This window comes from Vibrio sp. SCSIO 43086, assembly GCF_051132235.1.
GTDB lineage: Bacteria > Pseudomonadota > Gammaproteobacteria > Enterobacterales > Vibrionaceae > Vibrio > Vibrio diabolicus.
The window spans coordinates 542,263-564,366 of sequence record NZ_CP072677.1; the positions used below are offsets into that span (position 1 = coordinate 542,263).

General features: G+C 44.6%; 19 protein-coding genes. 14 read left to right on the forward strand and 5 right to left on the reverse strand.

All coding sequences use genetic code 11. The annotated features are described in order from the left end of the window. The first annotated feature begins 236 nt into the window (after nt 1-236). Nucleotides 237-1,547, forward strand: coding sequence for a branched-chain amino acid transport system II carrier protein (brnQ, locus tag J8Z23_RS02520; RefSeq protein WP_434634790.1), 1,311 nt, complete (start codon nt 237-239; stop codon nt 1,545-1,547). An 84-nt stretch (nt 1,548-1,631) separates the two neighbouring features. Here brnQ and fldB read toward each other — a convergent pair whose 3' ends face one another. Next, nucleotides 1,632-2,150, reverse strand: a complete 519-nt coding sequence (fldB, locus tag J8Z23_RS02525; protein ID WP_005397338.1) for a flavodoxin FldB — start codon at nt 2,148-2,150, stop codon at nt 1,632-1,634. A gap of 158 nt (nt 2,151-2,308) precedes the next feature. Here fldB and xerD point away from each other — a divergent pair, with 158 nt between their 5' ends. From xerD to J8Z23_RS02560, 7 genes are all read left to right on the forward strand, one after another. Next, complete coding sequence (xerD, locus tag J8Z23_RS02530; RefSeq protein ID WP_434634794.1) at nt 2,309-3,226, forward strand: site-specific tyrosine recombinase XerD; 918 nt, start codon at nt 2,309-2,311, stop codon at nt 3,224-3,226. Nucleotides 3,227-3,285: 59 nt separating this feature from the next. Beyond that, a complete protein-coding gene (dsbC, locus tag J8Z23_RS02535; RefSeq protein WP_012842135.1) occupies nt 3,286-4,074 on the forward strand; it encodes a bifunctional protein-disulfide isomerase/oxidoreductase DsbC in 789 nt (262 codons plus the stop codon). 44 nt (nt 4,075-4,118) lie between these two features. Next, nucleotides 4,119-5,858, forward strand: coding sequence for a single-stranded-DNA-specific exonuclease RecJ (recJ, locus tag J8Z23_RS02540; protein WP_434634797.1), 1,740 nt, complete (start codon nt 4,119-4,121; stop codon nt 5,856-5,858). 173 nt (nt 5,859-6,031) lie between these two features. Then, nucleotides 6,032-7,130 (forward strand): peptide chain release factor 2 gene (prfB, locus tag J8Z23_RS02545; RefSeq protein WP_100068604.1). Its coding sequence is split into 2 segments (ribosomal slippage): nt 6,032-6,106 and nt 6,108-7,130, totalling 1,098 coding nucleotides; the frame shifts between segments, so codons are not numbered across the junction. 34 nt (nt 7,131-7,164) lie between these two features. Beyond that, on the forward strand, nt 7,165-8,682 hold the full coding sequence (gene lysS, locus J8Z23_RS02550; RefSeq protein ID WP_005397328.1) for a lysine--tRNA ligase: 1,518 nt from the start codon (nt 7,165-7,167) through the stop codon (nt 8,680-8,682). Nucleotides 8,683-8,926: 244 nt separating this feature from the next. Then, nucleotides 8,927-10,261 carry a cyclic-di-GMP-binding transcriptional regulator VpsR gene (gene vpsR / locus J8Z23_RS02555; RefSeq protein ID WP_046873964.1) on the forward strand — a complete coding sequence of 445 codons (1,335 nt, stop codon included), beginning with the start codon at nt 8,927-8,929 and terminating at the stop codon, nt 10,259-10,261. Nucleotides 10,262-10,790: 529 nt separating this feature from the next. Next, on the forward strand, nt 10,791-11,042 hold the full coding sequence (locus J8Z23_RS02560) for a hypothetical protein (protein ID WP_005397324.1): 252 nt from the start codon (nt 10,791-10,793) through the stop codon (nt 11,040-11,042). A gap of 134 nt (nt 11,043-11,176) precedes the next feature. Here J8Z23_RS02560 and J8Z23_RS02565 read toward each other — a convergent pair whose 3' ends face one another. Beyond that, on the reverse strand, nt 11,177-12,211 hold the full coding sequence (locus J8Z23_RS02565) for an NADP(H)-dependent aldo-keto reductase (protein WP_109168799.1): 1,035 nt from the start codon (nt 12,209-12,211) through the stop codon (nt 11,177-11,179). Nucleotides 12,212-12,365: 154 nt separating this feature from the next. On the opposite strand from J8Z23_RS02565, the gene J8Z23_RS02570 reads away from it, so the two are divergent. After that, nucleotides 12,366-12,677 carry a DUF6482 family protein gene (locus tag J8Z23_RS02570; protein ID WP_005397320.1) on the forward strand — a complete coding sequence of 104 codons (312 nt, stop codon included), beginning with the start codon at nt 12,366-12,368 and terminating at the stop codon, nt 12,675-12,677. Nucleotides 12,678-12,692: 15 nt separating this feature from the next. Here J8Z23_RS02570 and mutH read toward each other — a convergent pair whose 3' ends face one another. Next, a complete protein-coding gene (mutH, locus tag J8Z23_RS02575; protein WP_301659539.1) occupies nt 12,693-13,373 on the reverse strand; it encodes a DNA mismatch repair endonuclease MutH in 681 nt (226 codons plus the stop codon). A gap of 619 nt (nt 13,374-13,992) precedes the next feature. Here mutH and rppH point away from each other — a divergent pair. The 5 genes from rppH to J8Z23_RS02600 all read left to right on the forward strand — a co-directional run bounded on the left by rppH (nt 13,993) and on the right by J8Z23_RS02600 (nt 19,331). After that, nucleotides 13,993-14,514 (forward strand): RNA pyrophosphohydrolase, encoded by a 522-nt coding sequence (rppH, locus tag J8Z23_RS02580; RefSeq protein WP_005381953.1) that lies wholly within the window; start codon nt 13,993-13,995, stop codon nt 14,512-14,514. 2 nt (nt 14,515-14,516) lie between these two features. Further along, complete coding sequence (ptsP, locus tag J8Z23_RS02585; RefSeq protein ID WP_301659540.1) at nt 14,517-16,763, forward strand: phosphoenolpyruvate--protein phosphotransferase; 2,247 nt, start codon at nt 14,517-14,519, stop codon at nt 16,761-16,763. Between the two features lie 6 nt (nt 16,764-16,769). Beyond that, nucleotides 16,770-17,561: a sulfite exporter TauE/SafE family protein gene (locus tag J8Z23_RS02590; RefSeq protein WP_006743341.1), complete on the forward strand. Its 792-nt coding sequence runs from the start codon at nt 16,770-16,772 to the stop codon at nt 17,559-17,561. Nucleotides 17,562-17,648: 87 nt separating this feature from the next. After that, nucleotides 17,649-18,470 (forward strand): prolipoprotein diacylglyceryl transferase, encoded by an 822-nt coding sequence (lgt, locus tag J8Z23_RS02595; protein ID WP_005381948.1) that lies wholly within the window; start codon nt 17,649-17,651, stop codon nt 18,468-18,470. Nucleotides 18,471-18,479: 9 nt separating this feature from the next. Further along, nucleotides 18,480-19,331 carry a thymidylate synthase gene (locus J8Z23_RS02600; RefSeq protein ID WP_005381947.1) on the forward strand — a complete coding sequence of 284 codons (852 nt, stop codon included), beginning with the start codon at nt 18,480-18,482 and terminating at the stop codon, nt 19,329-19,331. A gap of 71 nt (nt 19,332-19,402) precedes the next feature. Here the strand turns inward: J8Z23_RS02600 and J8Z23_RS02605 are convergent, their stop codons facing one another. Further along, nucleotides 19,403-20,545, reverse strand: a complete 1,143-nt coding sequence (locus J8Z23_RS02605) for a flavohemoglobin expression-modulating QEGLA motif protein (protein ID WP_006743340.1) — start codon at nt 20,543-20,545, stop codon at nt 19,403-19,405. Nucleotides 20,546-20,693: 148 nt separating this feature from the next. After that, on the reverse strand, nt 20,694-21,839 hold the full coding sequence (locus tag J8Z23_RS02610) for a Na/Pi symporter (RefSeq protein ID WP_031780616.1): 1,146 nt from the start codon (nt 21,837-21,839) through the stop codon (nt 20,694-20,696). Nucleotides 21,840-22,104: the final 265 nt, after the last annotated feature.

The window sequence follows — 22,104 nt, forward strand, 5'->3', positions numbered from 1 at the left end:
AATTGATCGAGATAAAGAACTGGTCTGTTATTTAGATCTGGTTATATTCACTGCTTTTAAGTTTGAAAACTAAATTAATATGGTGTTTTTTTCTTAAAGGTTGCCAAATGATGAGTCTTTCGTCATTATGCGGCGAAAATTTTATAGATTGAACCACGTGTACTTATTGACTTTAGGTATACAAAAAGTGGTCTAAGCATACACAACATTCATTAATTAAAAGACAAGGGTTATCTGTGAAGCAGACGTTAAAACTAACAGATATTATCGCAGTAGGCTTTATGCTATTTGCGTTCTTTTTAGGTGCGGGCAATATCATCTTTCCACCTCTAGCGGGTCAGCTAGCCGGTGAAAACTTAATGCCAGCGATGTTTGGTTTCTTGCTAACAGCGGTAGGTCTACCTCTTATTACTATCGTTGCTATTGCTGTAGCTGGTGGTTCTTGGGATCACTTAACGCAAGACCTTCCGAAAAAAGCAGCGGTTATTATGGCTGCGTTGATCTTCATCATCATCGGTCCTGCGTTTGCTGCGCCTCGTACTGGCCTAGTGGCTTACGAGATGGCGGTGAAACCTTTCTTCCTTGAAGCGTCACAAACGCATCTCACTGCATTTTCAGTGATCTTCTTTATTGCGGCGATGATGTTCTCATGGTTCCAAGGCCGTTTGATTGATCTTATCGGTAAAGTACTGACGCCGGCATTGTTCGTGGGTTTGATCATTCTTGCAGTGGCGGTATTTATTGATCCTCAAGGTGACATGCTGGGCGCGCACGGTGAGTACTTAACGCAACCACTGACCAAAGGCTTCCTAGAAGGCTACAACACAATGGATACGTTCGCGTCATTGATGTTTGGCATGCTGATGGTTGATGCACTGCGCGGTAAAGGCATTACTGAGCGTTCTGCAACGACTAAATATCTGATCTATGCAGGTTGTATTGCCGCTGCCGGTCTTGCGTTTGTTTACATCTCACTATTCTACTTGGGCGCGACGAGTGCAACTGTTGCTGCTGGTGCAGATAACGGTGGTCTGGTACTTAGCCAATACGTTCAAGCGCTGTTTGGTCCATACGGTCAAATCGTTCTGTCTGTCATTGTATTACTAGCGTGTTTGACAACGGCTATTGGCTTGATTTCTGCGTGTTCAGACTTCTTCAGCTCGAAAACGCCACTGTCATACAAGCAATGGGTACTGATTAACGGTTCTGTTTGTGCGTTGGTTGCGAATGTCGGCCTTGCACAACTGATTTCTCTGTCAGTGCCAGTATTGTTTGCGCTGTACCCTGTGGCGATTGCGTTGGTTACACTAACATTTGTACGCAGCAAACTGCCAAATCCACGTTTTGCTTACCGCGCGGTACTGCTTGTATCTCTGTTGTTTGCGTTGGTTGACGCGGCAAAAGTATCGGGTGTTGATGTTTCTGCGTTTAACATGTTGCCACTATTCGAAGTGGGCATGGGTTGGGTGCTTCCAACATTTGCGGCTATCGTGTGCATGTTCTTCATCGCGAAACCTCGTCCAGAGCTAGCACAAGAAACAGCGTAATAACTTCGCACTATCAAGATATTAAAAAGCCCGATGAACTACTTCATCGGGCTTTTTATTTTTATCTTTGAAGAGTTCACACTATTAAAGTGTGTCGTGGAACTCCACAAGAACTTGTTCACACCATTTTTCGATGCGCTCATCACTCAGTTCGTACTGCGAGTCTTCATCTAACGCTAGTCCAACAAACTTGCTGCCATCTTCAATCAGTGCTTTCGATGCTTCAAATTCGTAGCCTTCATTTGGCCAGTAACCGATAAAGGTTGCGCCAGTCGCTTGTAATTCATCGTGAAGTAAGCCCATCGCGTCCAAATACCACTCACCGTAGCCTTCTTGGTCACCCAGACCAAACAGCGCGACAACTTTACCTTTTAATGGTGTTGTTGCGATGTCTTGCCAAATCGCATTCCAATCTTCTTGAATTTCACCAAAGTCCCAAGTTGAGATGCCAAGGAGTAATAAGTCGTAGTCCGCCATTAGTGATAACGGTGTCTCTTTCACATTGTGAATGTCGACAAGGTCTTCACCAATAATGGTACGAATTTTCTCTGCTGCCATTTCGGTGTAGCAGGTCGTTGAGCCGTAAAAGAGTCCGATTTTCATTATATTCATCGTTATTTGTGTTGCTGTTGTGGAAGATTCTAACCATAAATTGAGGAAGATTGCAGCGAATATCCTAAGCGGGATGATTTTTTTATGGTATTGGATCGGTAGGTGCCTTAATCTAAGTACTGTAAATATAAACAGATAAGGAAGCGTTCATGACGGCACAACAGCCTGTCAATCAACAAGATTTTTCGCTTGTTGAACAATTCTTAGATGCGATGTGGATGGAGCGTGGGCTATCAGAGAACACGCTGGCTTCCTATCGAAATGATTTGATGAAGCTGCTCACGTGGATGGAGAAACATCGCTACCGTCTTGATTTCATTAGTTTGTCTGGCTTGCAAGAATACCAAAGCTACCTTGTAGACTTGGATTACAAGCAGACGTCCCGTGCGCGTATGTTGTCGGCAATTCGCCGTTTATTCCAATATCTGCATCGTGAGAAAGTACGTGCTGATGATCCGAGTGCGCTCTTGGTCAGTCCTAAACTGCCACAACGCTTGCCCAAAGATATTAGTGAAGAGCAAGTGGACGCCTTGCTCGAAGCGCCAGACCCGAATGATCCTGTGGAATTGCGGGATAAAGCGATGCTGGAACTGCTGTATGCGACTGGTTTGCGTGTGACGGAATTGGTCAGTTTAACTATGGAAAACATAAGTTTGCGTCAAGGTGTTGTGCGTGTCACAGGTAAAGGCGGTAAAGAGCGCTTAGTGCCAATGGGGGAGAACGCGGTAGATTGGATCGAGACGTTTATTCAACAAGGGCGCCCTGCGTTACTTGGTGATACATCATCTGATATTGTTTTTCCTAGCAAACGCGCAAGGCAAATGACTCGTCAGACGTTTTGGCACCGTATTAAGTACTATGCTTTGATAGCAGGGATTGGCACTGAACAGCTGTCGCCGCACGTACTGCGTCATGCCTTTGCCACGCATTTATTGAACTATGGCGCAGATCTCAGGGTCGTACAGATGCTATTAGGACATAGTGACTTATCGACCACGCAAATTTATACTCACGTGGCGACTGAACGATTGAAGCAGATCCACAGTCAACACCACCCAAGAGCATAACAATGGTTAGATTCATCCATGTCTTCTTGGAAAAACGATTTTATATTAAGGTGAATTTCATGAGCGTATTACGCCGACTAACTCTGCTGACTTTACCATTTTTTGTTACCGCGTGTGGTGCAGAAGAAAGTCAGGCTAAAACGGACACTCCTGCACAGCAAGTGGCACCAGCTGCGCAAAGCAGTTTTGATGAAGCAGCATTAAAAACTAAGTTCTCAAAGCTTGGTTTATCTATCGTTGATATTCAGCCATCAGAAGTTGCTGGTTTATTGGAAATCCAAACTAATGGCGGGATCTTGTTTGCTTCAAATGATGGTAGCCATTTTATCGCCGGTACGCTTTATGCCATCAATGACGATGGTAGTTACAAAGATGTCATTGCAGAGCGCCAAGCGCCGCTTAATGCGGAGAAAATCGCGCAGTTCTCCGATAGCATGATTGAATACAAAGCCGACGATGAAAAATATGCAGTGACGGTATTTACTGATATCACTTGTGGTTACTGTGTGCGTCTGCACAGCCAAATGCAAGGCTATAACGATCTAGGCATTACAGTGCGTTACATGGCTTACCCTCGCCAAGGTGCTACTGGCCCAGTGGCAGAGCAAATGGCGACGATTTGGTGTGCTGAAGATCCAAAGTCGGCAATGCACAACGCGAAAGTGAATCGTACGTTTGATAACCCTGCGAAAGACTTAAAACAGTGTAAAGAAACCATCCAATCACATTACAATCTAGGTCGCCAATTGGGAATTTCTGGTACGCCAGCGATCTTCTTACCGAATGGCGAAATGGTTGGCGGTTACCTACCACCTGCAGAGCTATTGAAACGTTTAAAGCAACAATAATCCTTTAGGAGCAGAGCCGGCAAAGTCGCCGGCTCTTTTCAAGCATGATAGAAATTCAACGACGTCCTGAACCTGATCTTTCCCTTCTTCCTGATTCCATTCCTCCGATTCTCAAACGTATCTACATCAACCGTGGGATTACGGATCCTGCGCAACTAGAAACGTCAGCTCGTGGTTTGCATTCTTACCAAAAACTCGGGGGGATTGAGCAAGCGGTCGAGCTTTTGTTTCAGGCAATAAAAGAACAAAAACGCATCATCGTTGTCGGTGATTTTGACGCTGATGGTGCGACGAGCTCTGCATTGTCGGTGCTCGCGCTGCGTATGCTTGGTAGTCACAATGTGGACTACCTAGTACCGAATCGTTTTGAAGACGGTTATGGGTTAAGCCCAGAAGTCGTTGACCAAGCATTAGAGCTTGGCGCTGAGATGATCATGACGGTAGATAACGGTGTGTCATCAATCGAAGGCGTGCGTTATGCAAAAGAAAACGGCATTACCGTGCTCGTTACCGATCACCACTTGCCAGGACAAGTGTTGCCTGATGTGGATGCAATGGTGAACCCAAACCTTGAGAGCTGTCATTTTCCGTCTAAAGCGCTCGCTGGTGTCGGGGTCGCGTTTTATCTCATGATGGCACTATGCGTTCATATGCGAAAACACAATTGGTTTGCTGAGCAGGGCATGCAAGAGCCTAAGTTGATGGAACTGATTGACCTTGTTGCACTTGGCACTGTAGCTGACGTTGTCCCACTGGATGAAAACAACCGCATTCTTGTGCACCAAGGTCTGCAGCGTATTCGTGCGGGCAAAGCGCGCCCTGGCATTCAAGCATTGATTGAAGTAGCGAAGCGTGATGCGCGTCGTTTGGTGGCGTCCGATTTTGGTTTTGCTTTAGGTCCTCGTATCAATGCTGCAGGTCGCCTTGATGACATGTCATTTGGTGTTGAACTGTTGATGTGTAAGAACATTCACGCCGCTCGTCGTATGGCAAGTGAACTGGATGGTTTGAACCAAACTCGTAAAGAGATTGAAGAAGGCATGAAGCAAGAAGCGATGGCTTTCTGCGAGCGTCTTCAGTTTGGTGAAGGCAGTGAGCTTCCTTACGGATTAGCCTTGTTCCAACGTGATTGGCACCAAGGTGTGATTGGTATTTTGGCCTCGCGCATCAAAGAGAAATTTCACCGTCCAGTCATCGCATTTGCTGATGGCGGAGAAGGGACAATTAAGGGCTCGTGTCGTTCTATTCCGGGGTTACACATGCGTGATGCGTTGGATTTCATCGACACGCAAAACCCAGGTTTGATCATCAAATTTGGTGGCCACGCGATGGCGGCAGGCTTAACAATTAAAGAGCAGGATTTCGAACGTTTCAGCCGTTTATTTGATGAAGTGGTAAAAAAGGAACTCGATGAAGCGGCGCTAAAAGGCGTGATCATGTCAGATGGTGAACTTAAGCCTGAAGAATTCTCTATGCATGTCGCTGAACAGCTACGGTCTGGTGGCCCTTTTGGACAAGCCTTCCCTGAACCAATCTTTGATGGTGAGTTTAAAGTGTTGCATCAAAAGCTGGTGGGTGAGAAGCATCTTAAATTGATGTTAGAGCCGCTTTACAAAGGTCATCCTACCAATGTGATGATCGATGGTATTGCATTTAATGTCGATTTGCGTCGCTGGCCGGATGCATCAGTTAAAACGGTACGTTTAGCTTACAAATTGGATGTGAATGAATTTCGTGGTAATCAATCACTGCAATTGATGATCGATCATATCGAAGCTAAGTAATATCTAGATTAACCTTTCTTATAGAGTACGGTTGCCCCTAAGAGGGTGTAAAATTTTATGACCGTGCTCTCTCTAACCGCAATCTGATTTCTCATCCGAAATTTTCCTGTATCTCGGTCACATTTTTCAGTAGAATTTCTCGGTTAAATTCTATTCTAAAATGTTGAGTAAACATGTTTGAAATCAATCCAATTAAAAACCGTCTGCAGGACGTGTCTCAGCGCACAAATGTCCTGAGGGGGTATCTTTGACTATGACGCGAAGAAAGAGCGTCTAGAAGAAGTCAACGCAGAGCTTGAACAACCTGATGTATGGAACGAACCTGAACGTGCACAAGCACTGGGTAAAGAGCGTGCATCGCTAGAAGCGGTTGTTGAAACTATTGATCAACTAGAGCAAGGTGTAGAAGACGTAGAAGGTCTTCTTGAGCTGGCTGTAGAAGAAGAAGATCAAGAAACATTTGACGAAATTGAACCAGAACTTGCTGAGTTGGAAGAGAAACTAGAAAAGCTTGAATTCCGTCGTATGTTCTCGGGTGACCATGATAGTTCAGATTGCTACATCGATTTGCAAGCTGGCTCTGGTGGTACGGAAGCACAAGACTGGACCAACATGCTGCTGCGTATGTACCTACGCTGGGCAGAGGCGAAGGGCTTCAAAGCTGAAGTGATTGAAGTCTCTGAAGGTGAAGTCGCGGGTCTTAAGTCGGCAACAGTTCGCATCTCTGGTGAGTATGCCTACGGTTGGTTGCGCACTGAAACGGGCGTTCATCGTCTTGTTCGTAAATCTCCGTTCGATTCAGGCGGCCGTCGCCATACGTCATTTGCGTCTGCGTTCATCTATCCAGAGATTGATGAAAACATCGACATCGACATTAATCCTTCTGACCTACGCATCGACGTTTACCGTGCGTCAGGCGCAGGTGGTCAGCACGTCAACACCACAGAATCTGCGGTACGTATTACGCACGTACCAACGAACACCGTGGTTCAGTGTCAGAATGACCGTTCTCAACATAAGAACAAAGATCAGGCAATGAAACAGCTTCGAGCGAAGCTATTTGAGCTTGAATTGCAAAAGCAAAACGCGGAAAAACAAGCTAATGAAGACGCTAAGTCTGACATTGGCTGGGGTAGCCAGATCCGTTCTTACGTATTGGATGACTCACGTATTAAGGACCTCCGTACGGGCATTGAAAACCGTAATACTCAAGCGGTTCTTGATGGCGATCTGGACAAATTTATTGAAGCTAGCCTGAAATCAGGCCTATAAAGCTTTTCACCGACAAAAACAGGATACATCGAAAATGACTGATGCTGTTCAAAACGAAACTGTACTAGAAGAAAATAAGCTGATTGCTGAACGCCGCGCTAAACTGGATGAAATCCGAAAGAGCTGCAAAGCAAACGGCCACCCAAACGACTTCCGTCGTGACGCACTAGCGGGCGACCTTCAAAAAGAGTTCGGTGAAAAGACGAAGGAAGAGCTAGAAGAGCTTAACCACGTGGTTGCAATTGCTGGCCGTATTATGGCTAAGCGTGGTCCATTCCTAGTAATTCAAGAAACATCTGGCCGTATCCAAGCTTACGCTGCTAAAGACGTACAAAAAGAGCTAAAAGAGAAATACCAAGGTCTTGATATCGGTGACATCATCGGTGTTAAAGGTGCGCTGCACAAATCTGGTAAGGGTGACCTATACGTGAACATGGAAGAATACGAGTTGCTAACTAAAGCACTTCGTCCACTTCCTGAGAAGTTCCACGGTCTTACTGACCAAGAAATGCGTTACCGTCAGCGTTACGTTGATCTGATTGTGAACGAAGATTCACGTAAAGCATTTATTGTACGTTCTAAAGTAATGTCTGCAATTCGTAACTTCATGATCTCAAAACAGTTCATGGAAGTAGAAACGCCGATGATGCACGTGATCCCTGGTGGTGCAAGTGCACGCCCATTCATCACGCATCACAACGCGCTAGACATGCCAATGTACCTACGTATTGCACCTGAGCTATACCTGAAGCGTCTAGTGGTTGGTGGCTTCGATCGCGTATTCGAAATTAACCGTAACTTCCGTAACGAAGGTCTTTCTCCACGTCATAACCCTGAATTCACTATGATGGAATTCTACATGGCGTACGCGGATTACAAAGATCTGATGGACTTTACTGAAGAACTACTAAGCTCGGTAGCGCAAGAAGTTCTAGGTTCAACATCAATGCCTTACGGTGATGAAACGGTTGAATTTGGTGGCACTTACACTCGTATGAGCATGTTTGAAGCAATCAAGCAGTACAACCCAGATCACGCGCAAATCCAAGCGCTAACCGAAGAAGATCTACAAAACCGTGAACTGATGGTTTCTATCGCGAAATCAGTACATGTTGAAGTAGAAGACTTCTGGACGTGTGGTCAGCTTCTAGAAGAAATCTTCGGTGAAACAGCAGAACCTAAGCTAATGCAGCCAACGTTCATCACTGGCTACCCAGCGGACATCTCTCCACTGGCTCGCCGTAGCGATGACAACCCGTTCTTTACAGACCGCTTTGAATTTTTCATCGGCGGCCGTGAAGTGGCGAATGGCTTCTCAGAGCTTAACGATGCAGAAGATCAAGACGCGCGCTTTAAAGCACAGGTTGAAGCTAAAGAGTCTGGTGACGACGAAGCTATGTTCTACGATGCAGATTACATCACTGCACTAGAGCACGGCCTACCACCAACGGCAGGCCAAGGTATCGGTATCGACCGTCTGGTTATGCTACTGACTAACACGCACACTATCCGTGACGTGATCCTATTCCCAGCAATGCGCCCACAAGCGTAATTTGGCAGGATGATCAAAAAAACCACCTTCGGGTGGTTTTTTTATGCCTTTTAGTTAAATAAGTTCAAGTTGTTGCATTTGCTTTTTAATAGGATATGCAAATAAACATTCGCCAAATCTCAATCTATTGCATAGTCTTAATACTGAGACAGACGTGGGGGCGCGGAGTCTCGATAATGTTACCCGCTCGCAAAGATAGGTTTGTGGCGCAAAATTTCTATTAACAATGAAAAAGGGTTAGAGAATGGCTGGGCAGTTTAAGATGGATTCCATCCCGGGATCGCTTGTGGTAGTTGGCGGTACTTATGAGCCTTGGTTATCAGTACTTGAGCAAGTGGGCTGGAAGTGTCACCAAGTGGGTGACTTACGCAAAGCTAATACGTTGTTAGAGGATATTGGTCCATGTATCGGTATTGTCGATCTCAGCCATGACGAATTCAGCTTGAACGGTTTGGCGAACTTAGTCAGTTCTCACAAACACGTGCGTTGGTTAGCGTTTATTCGTGAATCTCAGCTTGGCACTGATACCATATGCCAGTTCATTGTTAACTTTTGTATCGACTTTTTCACTGCGCCAATCCCGGATGCCCAGCTTTTAAGCACGATTGGTCACCAGCTTGGTATGCTCAAGTTGGAGAAAAAAGTTTGGCCTAGTTTTGGTAGCAGCTTAGACATGGGGCTGATCGGTGAATCTATCCCGATGAAGCGTTTACGCGATCAAGTAAAGCGAATCGGTCCGACGGACGTCAGTATTCTGATTTCTGGGGAAAGTGGTACAGGTAAAGAAGCGGTTGCTCGCGCTATCCACAAAGTCTCTTCACGTTCTCATAAACCGTTTATGGCAATTAACTGTCGCGCGCTCAATGAGCAACGTTTCCAGGCGGAAGTATTTGGTATTAACGCCGATGAAGATATGGAAGCATGCATGCTCGAACAAGCGGATGGCGGTACGGTGTTGTTTAATGACATTCTTACCATCTCAAAAGAGCAACAAATGAATCTGCTGAGATTCTTGCAAGAAGGCACCATTGATACCAAAGATGGTGTAAAAGCGGTCAACGTGCGCATCCTTGCGGCTAACTCGTCAGATGTAGAAAAAGCCTTGATTGACGGAGATTTTAATGAAGAGCTTTATCACTACATTAACGTATTACGCATTAATGTCCCGAGCTTAAAAGAGCGCGCGAGCGATATTTCTTTGTTAGCGCGCTACTACTTACAAGAGTTTTCTAAAGAGTATAACTCGCAAGCAAAAAGCTTTTCTGAGGATGCACTCAAGGCACTGACACGTTATTTCTGGCCAGGTAACGTACGTGAGTTGATGAACCAAGTGAAACGAGCGGTTCTGATGTCTGACAGCGTAATGATTGAAGAGCATCACCTAGATTTGCCTCAGCGTAATGACTCAAAGCGTAGTTTGAAATCGATTCGTGAGAAGAGTGAGCGTGACGCGTTACTGGTTGTTTTGGAATCTCATTCTGGTCAAGTTTCGAATGCGGCGAAGGAGCTTGGTGTTTCACGCGCGACGATGTATCGACTACTGAACAAACATAATTTGATTTCTGATCAAGCCATGTAAATTTGTTCTTTCTGAAGTTAAATTGGTGAATGAATATCAGTGAAGGAGCGGCTACAAAGCCGCTCTTTTTGTTTTGTATTCAGTTTGATTTATAAAATCCGTAATTTCATATATTCCCTAGGTGAATATGTTATATAGAAAAGTATATGAAACTGAATTGCGGTGTATTGATTTGTTTTTAATCAAAAAGACAAAAAATGTTTGATATATATTCATCAAAGCTTACAATTTAACCGTAACTCAATGAGTTATACCTTTCATAAACGGATTAATTTTTAGCTAGGAGGCGCAAGATGAAACATTACGTTGTTAATACCACTGCTTGCGCTGATCGTATGCCTATCGCTCCGATGACTCTTAAGTCGGATGATACCAATACCACTGGCTCACAAGATAAAAATTAATCCGTAACCTATCTTATTTATTACTAGGCTGCGGAAAAGTAGCGGCTTAGTATCAACAGAGCACCTCTGTTCATTTTACGCACTATTTTTCCCAGTCGAATACATCGATAATCGGAGAAAATATTATGCGTCACTCTATTTACCTACAACTGGCAACTTTGCTATTGAAAGCAGACCTTAAACGCGAAGAAAAGCAATGGCAGCGAACCATACGCCGCACTGCTCATGATGTTCCATGGACGAATGTTCATCTATTGAGGGATATTGGTTTAGATAGCGATGGTCGTTCCACACGCGCCAATGTTCCGGATGCAGTAAAAGTTGAACGTCGAGTTCGTCACCTTCGTCGAGTTTTAACGTCGCGAATAATGACGTAATCGTTAGCGTGTTGGACTGACTAAGTTGCTATCGAGTCATTCAACACGCTTAACGTGCGATATGAAGTCATACTTCATTTGATAAACAGCTGACCTTGAAGGTCAGCTGTTTTCGTTTGAGGGGAGCTTTACTGTTAAGGGCATGGATTCGAGTAGGTTGTACCAATTGCTTGAATCTCAGTCAGGAGCTCATCGCTTAGTTTTAGATCGATACTGTCGATGTTGGCTTTTAATTGGTCGAGGTTGGTCGCGCCGATAATATTAGATGCTACAAATGGGCGCTGATTGACAAATGCAAGTGCCATTTGTGCAGGATCCAAACCATGCTCTTGGGCTAAATTGACGTAAGCTTCGGTCGCTTTAACACCTTGTGGAGTGAAGTAGCGCGCAAAACGCTCCCACTTAGTGCATCGAGCGCCTTCAGGTTTTGCCCCGTTTAGGTATTTACCACTCAGGCAGCCAAATGCCAAAGGAGAGTAAGCAAGTAACTGAACGCCTTCGTAATGGCTGATTTCAGACAAGCCAACTTCGAAGCTGCGGTTCAATAAGTTATATGGGTTTTGAATGGAGACAATTCTTGGCAAATCGTGTTTCTCTGCCAAACGCAGTAGCGACATCACACCCCACGGCGTCTCGTTTGATACGCCGATATAGCGCACTTTACCTGCATTCACTAATTCTGTAAGCGCTTCCAACGTTTCAATTAACGTGACTTCTTCTTGTTTGTCAGGGTATGGGTAGTTGAGTTGACCAAAGCAGTTAGTTTGACGTTGAGGCCAATGTAACTGGTATAAATCGACATAATCCGTTTGTAGGCGGTTAAGGCTGTCATCAATTGCTGTATGGATGTGGCGACGATTAAGGCTCATGTTGTCTCGGATGTGAGGGACGCCGCGAGGGCCAGCCACTTTTGTTGCCAGCACAACTTTTTCACGTTTGCCGCTCTTTGCTAACCAATTACCGATGTATTGCTCGGTGAGTCCTTGCGTTTCCGCTTTGGGAGGTACAGGGTACATCTCTGCGGTATCAATGAAATTCACCCCATGATCAAGGGCAAAGTCGAGCTGTTCAAAGGCGTCCTTTTCTGTATTTTGCTCGCCAAACGTCATGGTTCCGAGGCAGATTTTACTGATCTCAAGTGATGAGTGCGGTAGTTTTGTGTATTGCATATCACGTCCTTGAAGAGTTACCGACTAAATAAGTGATTCCAATATAGGGGATTTTTAACCGCTATCGCAAATGATTTACGTATAAAGGAAGACCAAACTCGAAAGCTATACATAGCCTAACTACACTTAAATGATCGTGTGAAGGAGGTACGTTATGCAGAAGCATCAATTGGACATGTGGTTACACGGTCCCCATAAAGATACTTATAAAACTCCCAAAGTATTTGTGATTGGGTGTTCTGATGTCTCTGACTATTTGCTAGCAGTGGAGTACAAGCATCAACTTGAGCCAATTAAAGACGGTGAAGATCCGATACATTTCGGTTCGCTAGATTTGGTGAAAGAAGAGCTGCTGAGGTTAGGGGTAGATAAAGCGTACTTAAGGCTGCACAATGCGTATGACGAATGTGGCACTGAAGAGGCAGCCTCGTACTGTGATATCGAGTTATCGCTCGTGACGCACTAAATGGCGGAAACAACATTACTCAGATTGCGTGCTGATGTAGTGCTTGAGTAAGATCTGTTCAGTAAACTGCGTTCTGAGGTAAAAACCTCGGGGCAGAGTTTTTATCGGCTTGCCATTTGAGCTATATGCTTCGGTGAGGGCTTTTGCATTCGCGGCTTTAGGGCGAAGATGTAGCGCTTCTCCGTGTCTGGCGGAAATTTGATCAAATTTCCCCAAGACGATCATCTCCATTAGCTCTTCCCAGTCGTTTCGTAAAATACGCTCTTCTTCGTCGTCTGGTGACCAAATCAGTGGGCTACCAACACGTCTTTCTGCAAGTGGAATTTCTCGTTCCCCTTCCACTGGTACCCAAAGCACACGAGATAGCTTGTTTCGAACATGACTTGTTTCCCATGTAAGACCATGAACACCAGTGAGGGGAGCCACAGAAACAAAGGTTGTTTCTAAAGGTTTGCCAGAGTAACTGATCGGAATACTTTTCAACTCGATCCCTAGTTTTGCGAAATCTTGTTGAGGTTTACTGCCAGCCGGAGCGCCCAAGTGCCATTCGAGTAATTGACCCACCCAACCTTTATCACGTTTTAAGTTTTCAGGAACAATCATATTCGCCTCGGCGGCCAGCTCTGCAAAGCTAAGTCCTGCCATATCATGAGCGCGTTCCAATAGCTCTGCTTCTGTTTGTGGTTCTGGTTTCATAGTCACAAGGTGGTATTACAAAACATATAGTTTATCAAACTCCGGCCAAATCTACTGTTTAAGATTTCACCGAGGCGGTGTAAGAACGATCAATTCATAACTTATCCACAGGTGAAGGAGGTATTGATAAGATCCTGACGGGGTCTGTATGAATAAACAGGGGTTAAAATGCATTTTTGGGGTTGATTTTGTTGTAATCATCTAAACGAATAGCAGGTGAGTGTGGATAAATAGCCTGTTGGTGGATCTTTGACCGATCTGAGGTTGGTGAAAAGATCATCAAGAAACTGAAGATCGATTTATCGTTGCTTTTTAATATAAGGTTTTATTTATCAAGTATTTATGTTTGTTTTGTTTTTTCTTTATTTGTTTTTCTTGTTGTAGGGGGGAACTGAATTGCTCATTTGAATTGAATTCTTCACAAAGTTATTCACAGAAAAGGTGAATAAATGTGGGCAATGTCTCACTCTTGTGTTGATAAGGTATGATTTGATTAAAAGATATCCAAATATGGTGAAAAGGTAATAAATCTTGCTCATATCACATCAGTAAGTTTGCTAGTAATGGGGATATGTGGAAAAATCACGGTAATAAAAAATTTATTCATAGAGGTTAGCCAGTGATAGATGGCGATGGTTACCGACTTAATGTTGGTATTGTGATATGTAATAACCATGGTCAGGTCTTCTGGGCTAAACGATACGGGCAACACTCATGGCAATTTCCACAAGGTGGAATTGACGAAGGTGAAACTCCAGAACAAGCCATGTTCAGGGAGTTATATGAAGAAGTCGGTTTAACGAAAAAAGACGTTAAGATCATTGCAACAAGTCGTCATTGGTTAAGATATAAGCTACCAAAACGATTGGTGCGTTGGGACTCCAAGCCTGTTTGTATCGGCCAAAAACAGAAATGGTTTCTGCTGAGATTAGAATGCGATGAATCTCGTATTAATATGCAACGCGGAAAATCCCCTGAATTTGATGGTTGGCGCTGGGTGAGTTACTGGTATCCAGTTAGGCAAGTTGTTTCTTTCAAGCGAGATGTTTATCGACGAGCGATGAAAGAGTTTGCATCCTTAGCCATGCCTTTTCGAGAGAGAAAAGCGAAAGGGAAAAGAAAAAAGCAACGTAGAGGATAATCATGCTCAGTCAGCTAAGGGAAATAGTTGAGAAAGTCTCCAGGGTCGATGATGTGCATCTGGCACTCGATATATTGGTGAAAGAGACTTGTGCTGCCCTTCGCACTGAGTGCTGTACTATCTATCTTGCTAATGAAGAAATGCAGCGCCTTGAGTTAATGGCAACTCAAGGCCTTATTTTTGAAGGTGATAGTATTCATATCAACTTCAATGAAGGCTTGGTTGGGTTGGTTAAACGAAGCGCAGAGCCACTCAACCTTGCCGAAGCCTCAAAACATCCCGAGTTTAAATTCTTCCCTCAACTCGGTGAACAGATTTACCACTCCTTTTTAGCCACTCCAATCATTCATCGAAAACAAGTTTTAGGTGTGTTGGTGATCCAGCAAAAAACACCGCGCTTGTTCAGTGAAATGGAAGAGTCGTTTCTTGTCACGTTGTCCGCTCAGCTAGCAGTGCTTATTGCGCATGCGCAGAATCTTGGGCATTGGCAGTTGGCATCTAAACCCACGGTATTAAAAGGTTTGCCTGCATCTACAGGTGTCGCGATTGGAGAGTTTTGGTTCGACAATACCCAACCGAGTTTATCGGATGTTTTCCCATCGTCCACGTTAGATAAGGAACGTGAGCACGAGACATTGCTGGTGGCGATAGAGCGAGCGTTAAATGATTTTCGCCGTATGCGGAAAAAGCTGGACAGTGAAATCAACAAAGATGCGCTGGCGATCTTCGATCTGTTTACGCACTTACTCAATGACCCGATGCTTCGTGGTGATTTGAAGAAGCAAATTGAAAAAGGAGACAGGGCAGATTGGGCGTTACGCCAAGTGGTAGAGTCATACTCGAATCGATTTGCCAGAATGTCGGATGTCTACATGCGCGAGAGAGCGCAAGACATCCGAGAGTTAGGGCAAAGGCTGCTCTATTTTCTGCATAACAGTGAGCAAGAAAATTCTGCAATTGATCGCCCCATTATTTTGGTGGCGAATGAACTCACTGCCACCTTGCTCGCGTCTGTACCTAAAGAATTTTTGTTAGCCGTCGTGTCACTAGAAGGTGGCGCGAACTCTCATGCGGCTATTTTGTCTCGCGCACTTGGAGTTCCCGCTGTCATGGGCGCCAACATTAACCCGGATGTGGTGAATGGCAAACTCGGGATAGTCGACGGCTATACGGGTGAGATCTTCTTAGAGCCAAACCGTCAGTTGTTGCGAGAGTATCGCAGCTTAGTAAGTGAAGAGTCTGAATTGTTTGCCATGGTAAACAAGGACCTCGCACTCCCTGCGGTTACGCAAGATAATCACCATATCGAAATTATGCTGAATGCGGGACTCAGTGCAGACAGCAATATTGCCATCAATACAGGTGTTGATGGTGTTGGGTTGTATCGAACTGAGATTGCATTTTTACTTCAGCATCACTTTCCGTCGGAAGATGAGCAGTATCATCAGTACCAAGCGATACTGAACAGTTATTCAAACCAACGCGTTGTCATGCGAACGTTGGATATTGGTGGTGATAAACCGCTTCCATATCTGCCGATTGATGAAGACAATCCATTTTTGGGTTGGCGCGGGATCCGCTTTACTTTAGATCATCCGGATATATTTCTTATCCAGCTACGCGCGATGTTAAGAGCGAGTGCAGAAAGCGGAAACTTAAGTATCTTATTGCCAATGGTGTCAGGGGTAAAAGAGCTAGATGATGCCATTAGCTTGATTAATCAAGCTCACAGCGAAGCCGTGTTGCTTGATGATAGAATTCAGTTCCCACAAGTTGGGGTCATGATCGAAGTGCCATCAATGGTGTATTTATTGCCAACGATTGCTCACCGTGTTGATTTTGTTTCTGTCGGGACAAACGATTTAACCCAGTATTTATTAGCAGTTGATAGGAACAATTCCCGCGTCGCGGATGTCTATGAATCTATGCATCCTGCGGTACTGCTAGCGCTTAAGCAAATCCATGACGTGTGCGATAAGTATCAGGTGCCAGTGTGTATTTGTGGTGAGTTAGCTGGCGACCCATTTGGCGCTCTTCTCTTACTTGGTTTAGGGTATACCAGTTTGAGTATGAACACCTCCAACGTGGCTAAGGTGAAATATTTGATTCGTCATAGCCAACAAGAAGAATTAGAAAAATTAGCGGAGCAAGCAATGACAAAGTCCTACGGGGAGGACATTCATCAAATGATGCATGACTTCTTCATCCAACAGGGTTTTGCGGGCTTTATCCGTGCAGGTAAAAAGTAGGAAATCGTGACCGTCTCTTTATTTTTGTTATTGTTGGCGCTAGGCGCTTTTGTGGGTGTGATGGCGGGGTTACTCGGTATCGGTGGTGGTTTGATAGTTGTTCCTGCCTTGTTGTATTTGCTTCCTCTTGCTGGAATCTCTCCAGAAATGAGTATGCACATGGCCCTAGCCACTTCGTTAGCGAGTATTATTGTCACGTCAGGCTCATCGGCGATGAATCACCTTAAGCTCGGCAATGTCGATATGTTCGTCGTAAAATGGTTGATGCCAGGTGTGGTTATAGGTGGTTTTGTCGGTGCCAATATTGCTGAGTGGATCCCTACGCACTACTTGCCGAAAGTATTTGGTGTCATTGTTCTTTGCCTGTCAGTACAGATGTTCCGTTCCATTAAAGTTACGAGCAGTAAACCTATGCCGAGCAGCCCGGTGACCGTTGCGTATGGCACGGGGATTGGCGTCGTATCAAGCCTTGCTGGTATTGGTGGCGGTTCACTGTCGGTCCCATTTTTAAATAAACACGGGATAGAAATGCGTAAAGCGGTAGGTTCATCTTCCGTTTGTGGTTGCGTGATTGCTATTTCTGGTATGATCGGTTTTATCTTACATGGCTATAAAGTAGAAGGCTTGCCTTCATACAGTATTGGCTATGTTTATCTTCCCGCATTATTAGCGATTGCCATGGCCTCGATGCTCACAACAAAAGTGGGCGCAAAGCTGGCAACTAACCTTCCAACTGCGGTATTAAAAAAGATATTCGCGGTGTTCTTAATGTTTGTAGCAGCGACCATGCTGCTTTAAGTTTGTACCCAAGTCATTCTCGCTGAACCAAGCATCTAGAGGTTACTTGGGTATATTTATTTTGTTGTGATAAGAAGAGAATGATTTATGTCTCAGGGATATATTGAATTTCCCAATATTGATCCGGTTTTAATCTCTATTGGTCCTGTTTCGGTTCGTTGGTACGGTTTGATGTACCTTGTGGGCTTTATGTTCGCCCTATGGTTGGCGAACCGACGTGCGGATAAGCCGGGAAGTGGTTGGACACGAGAACAGGTTTCTGATTTGTTGTTCGCAGGCTTCCTTGGCGTGGTGATTGGTGGCCGTGTTGGCTACGTGCTTTTCTACAATTTTGAGCTCTTCCTGGCTGATCCTTTGTATCTGTTTAAAGTGTGGACCGGTGGTATGTCTTTCCACGGGGGCTTACTGGGGGTTATTACCGCGATGTTCTGGTATGCACACAAAAACGGGCGAACTTTCTTCGGTGTTGCCGACTTTATCGCGCCGCTTGTGCCATTTGGTTTGGGTATGGGGCGTTTAGGTAACTTCATGAACAGCGAATTGTGGGGCCGAGTAACAGATGTACCTTGGGCGATCGTTTTCCCAAATGGTGGTCCACTGCCGCGTCATCCATCGCAGCTTTATGAAATGGCGCTTGAAGGTATCGTACTTTTCTTCATCTTGAATTGGTTCATCAAGAAACCTCGTCCTCTAGGTTCTGTTTCAGGACTCTTTCTTGCGGGTTACGGAACCTTCCGTTTCCTAGTAGAATACGTGCGCGAACCAGACGCTCATTTGGGGTTATTCGGTGGCTTTATTTCCATGGGACAGATTCTATCCCTGCCAATGGTGGTTATCGGTGTCCTAATGATGGTTTGGGCATACAAACGTGGTCATTACAAAGACGAGTTACCACAAAAGACGAAGTAAGGTATTGGTGTGAAACAGTATTTAGATTTGTGTCAACGCATCGTTGACCAAGGTGTTTGGGTTGAAAATGAGCGTACAGGCAAGCGCTGCCTGACCGTAATCAACGCGGATTTAACCTACGATGTTGCGAACAATCAATTTCCGTTGGTAACCACACGTAAAAGTTTTTGGAAAGCGGCCGTTGCAGAGCTACTAGGGTATATTCGTGGTTACGATAATGCGGAAGATTTTCGTAAGCTGGGCACGAAAACCTGGGATGCCAATGCCAACCTAAATGATGCTTGGTTAAATAATCCATATCGTAAGGGCGAAGACGACATGGGCCGTGTCTACGGTGTCCAAGGGCGCGCATGGGCGAAGCCTGATGGCGGGCATGTTGACCAATTACGCAAGATAGTGGATGACTTAACGCGTGGTGTTGATGATCGCGGTGAAATCTTGAACTTCTACAACCCGGGTGAATTCCACATGGGGTGCTTGCGTCCTTGCATGTATAGCCACCATTTTTCATTGCTGGATGATACGCTTTACCTGAACAGTACTCAGCGTTCGTGTGATGTACCGCTTGGCTTAAACTTCAATATGGTTCAAGTTTACGTGTTCTTGGCGATCATGGCGCAAATCACGGGCAAGAAACCTGGTCAGGCATTTCATAAGATTGTGAATGCGCACATTTATGAAGATCAGCTTGAACTGATGCGTGATGTTCAGTTGAAACGTGAACCATTAAAAGCGCCGACGTTCCACATCAATCCAGAGATTAAATCTCTAGAAGATCTGGAAACATGGGTCACACTGGATGACTTTTGGGTTGAAGGATACGAGCATCACGACCCTATTCGTTACCCATTCTCAGTGTAACCAGTGTTGTTCTTCAAGATATGAAAAAAGCTCCGAATGGAGCTTTTTTGCTTTTTCGTACTTTGAAGATATTACTTGAGTGCACTGACAATATAGCGGTGAATAGGGTTGGTCTGCTTCGGTGCAGACAGTGCCGGGCTAATAAACTTGGGTTGGGTGAATATTTGTTTGCTCACTAATGAGCGGATAAGCTCAAAATATTTCAGTTCTGTTTTCCCACATAGCAACAATGAAAAGTCATTGCCCAGTTTATCGTAGGCATTTAGCACCTCTCGGAACCCTCTGAGGTACAAGTAATCCTTCGTCAAACCGCCTCCTCGATACACACGAGCAGTCGTTGTAAATGCTTGAAGGTCAGACGTTTTATACTGTTCTTTTAATAGCATGAACGTATGGCGGAAATCGCGATCCTTGATCATCGACTCTACCGCCAGGACTCGTAAGGCTAAGGTTCTTAGGCGTTTGATACTGAAATGTCCTGACAGATATTCACACAATATAGCCAGCCCTTCTTGGGTGTTTGTATTAGCTGGGCACCCTAAGCTCAGGACCTTTAGCGGTTGTTGACGACCGTTAAGCGTAGTAAGAAGGTGTACACCCATTTCATGATGTGCGAGAGCCTCTAACTCATCGGTCGTGATGTATGCTGCGTGGTTAATTTTGACTCGAGACCCCGAAACGAGTGCGTTTGCTAACATCCCATCCAACACCTGTATTTCACACTCATATCCATTACGTTGAGCAAAGTTTTGCATGAAGTGTGCTATCGCGCGGCTATCATGCTGCGGTTTGCTCTCTTCTTCCGTGGGAAGGTGTAAAATGAAATGGGCGTTGGCAATATCTTTGGCGCTCGGCTCTCCGTAATAGCGCAAGGAGTTATAAAGAAACTCTTGTGTACCGATAGTATTCACTTGATCCAATTTATCTGCGTAAGACTGAATCACATCCGCGTACAGCTTTTGTAATTGGGTGTCTTGAATATTTTCTAAAGGCAGTTCATACAGACGTCGTTTTGCGCTGTGAGTATCTAGATTGGTGGTTGAGTATTGGAAGTTAGGCTCTTGAGAGTATTTGTTCTTAATAAAGCGCTCTCTTTCCTGAGCATAATTGAGAGGATTCACGCTACTGAGGATATCAATATCAGCAACCAGTTGAGTTAGGTTTTCGTCTATTGCGAGTAGCTGATCAGAAATAGTGCCATTAAGCTGCGTCATGTTGTCGACTCCAAATGAGGTAGCCCAGCATAAGTATGCTGGTATGGCTCAAATTATCACCAGACAACGAATTTGAACAGCGTCATTAACGCAAAAAAGGCCCCACAATGTGGAGCCTAAACAATAAGCGATGGTATGTAAGTTATTGTTATGTCGTTAGGGCTAAGATCGCGCCTGGTAAAATAACGAATACAGACATTAGGTAGCCACCGACAACAGCTTTGTTCTTGATAGCCATTTCAGAAATCATCTCAGCGCCTTTCACTGGAATTTCACGTAGGAACGGAATACCAAAGATAAACAGCGTTGCCATGATATTAAATACTAGGTGTACCAGAGCGATTTGAAGCGCGAATACCGCAAACTCACCCGATACGGCTGTTGCTGCTAGTAGCGCCGTAATACAAGTACCAATGTTTGCACCTAGCGTGAATGGGTAAATATCACGAACTTTAAGAACGCCTGTACCCACAAGTGGAACCATCAAGCTAGTTGTTGTTGATGAAGATTGTACCAACACAGTCACGATTGAACCCGATACAATACCGTGAATAGGGCCACGACCAATCGCGTTTTTCAAAATTTCACGTGCGCGGCCAACCATTAGGCTCTTCATTAGCTTACCCATTACCGTAATTGCAACGAAGATTGTCGCAATACCCAAAACGATAAGCATGATGCCACCAACAGTATCACCGAATGTTGAAAGTGGCTCTTTGATTGCACCCACAACTGGTTTTGTTATTGGCTTAATGAAGTTGAATCCTTTAATGCTCATATCGCCAGTAGCAAGTAGTGGAGAAACAAGCCAATGAGAAACTTTCTCTAAAATGCCGAACATCATTTCCAACGGAAGGAAAATAGCAACAGCAAGTAAGTTGAAGAAGTCGTGAATAGTTGCGCTTGCAAATGCACGTTTGAACTCTTCTTTACAACGTACGTGACCAAGAGAAACAAGCGTATTGGTCACTGTGGTACCAATATTGGCACCCATCACCATTGGAATCGCGGTTTCTACTGGTAAGCCACCTGCAACCAAACCTACAATAATAGACGTTACAGTACTTGAGGACTGAATTAAGGCTGTTGCCACCAAGCCGATCATTAGACCTGCAACAGGGTGAGCGGCAAACTCAAATAGCACCTTAGCTTGATCGCCAGTTGCCCATTTGAAGCCACTACCAACCATAGATACTGCTAGAAGAAGCAGATACAACATGAATGCCAAGTTAGCCCAGCGTAACCAACGAGCAGTGCTCGAAATTGGCGCCACTGTTGAAGTAGCTTGGTTCATCATAATTTTCTCCGTTGACCTTTCAGTTCATTTTTCGGTCTGTAGTTGAAACTGCGGGCGATGTTAGAGAACAAATATTTCAGTAATATTACAGATTTCTTGCTGTGAGTAATTTTTATTGTTCTTTTTGATAGTGGTGTGAGTGGGGAAAAATGAAGGTTTTTAACTGTTTGAATTTAATGAATAAATTTGGCTTTCGTTTTGTGTGGTTATTGCGTTTTCTTTAGAAAGAAAATGCGCCTCAGTTCAACTTTTATGACAGTAT

Bases quoted from the DNA above. Each gene is read 5' to 3' on its own strand.
- fldB (WP_005397338.1), bottom strand. From the start codon at position 2,150: ATGAAAATCGGACTCTTTTACGGCTCAACGACCTGCTACACCGAAATG.
- xerD (WP_434634794.1), top strand. From the start codon at position 2,309: ATGACGGCACAACAGCCTGTCAATCAACAAGATTTTTCGCTTGTTGAA.
- dsbC (WP_012842135.1), top strand. From the start codon at position 3,286: ATGAGCGTATTACGCCGACTAACTCTGCTGACTTTACCATTTTTTGTT.
- recJ (WP_434634797.1), top strand. From the start codon at position 4,119: ATGATAGAAATTCAACGACGTCCTGAACCTGATCTTTCCCTTCTTCCT.
- lysS (WP_005397328.1), top strand. From the start codon at position 7,165: ATGACTGATGCTGTTCAAAACGAAACTGTACTAGAAGAAAATAAGCTG.
- vpsR (WP_046873964.1), top strand. From the start codon at position 8,927: ATGGCTGGGCAGTTTAAGATGGATTCCATCCCGGGATCGCTTGTGGTA.
- J8Z23_RS02560 (WP_005397324.1), top strand. From the start codon at position 10,791: ATGCGTCACTCTATTTACCTACAACTGGCAACTTTGCTATTGAAAGCA.
- J8Z23_RS02565 (WP_109168799.1), bottom strand. From the start codon at position 12,211: ATGCAATACACAAAACTACCGCACTCATCACTTGAGATCAGTAAAATC.
- J8Z23_RS02570 (WP_005397320.1), top strand. From the start codon at position 12,366: ATGCAGAAGCATCAATTGGACATGTGGTTACACGGTCCCCATAAAGAT.
- mutH (WP_301659539.1), bottom strand. From the start codon at position 13,373: ATGAAACCAGAACCACAAACAGAAGCAGAGCTATTGGAACGCGCTCAT.
- ptsP (WP_301659540.1), top strand. From the start codon at position 14,517: ATGCTCAGTCAGCTAAGGGAAATAGTTGAGAAAGTCTCCAGGGTCGAT.
- lgt (WP_005381948.1), top strand. From the start codon at position 17,649: ATGTCTCAGGGATATATTGAATTTCCCAATATTGATCCGGTTTTAATC.
- J8Z23_RS02605 (WP_006743340.1), bottom strand. From the start codon at position 20,545: ATGACGCAGCTTAATGGCACTATTTCTGATCAGCTACTCGCAATAGAC.
- J8Z23_RS02610 (WP_031780616.1), bottom strand. From the start codon at position 21,839: ATGAACCAAGCTACTTCAACAGTGGCGCCAATTTCGAGCACTGCTCGT.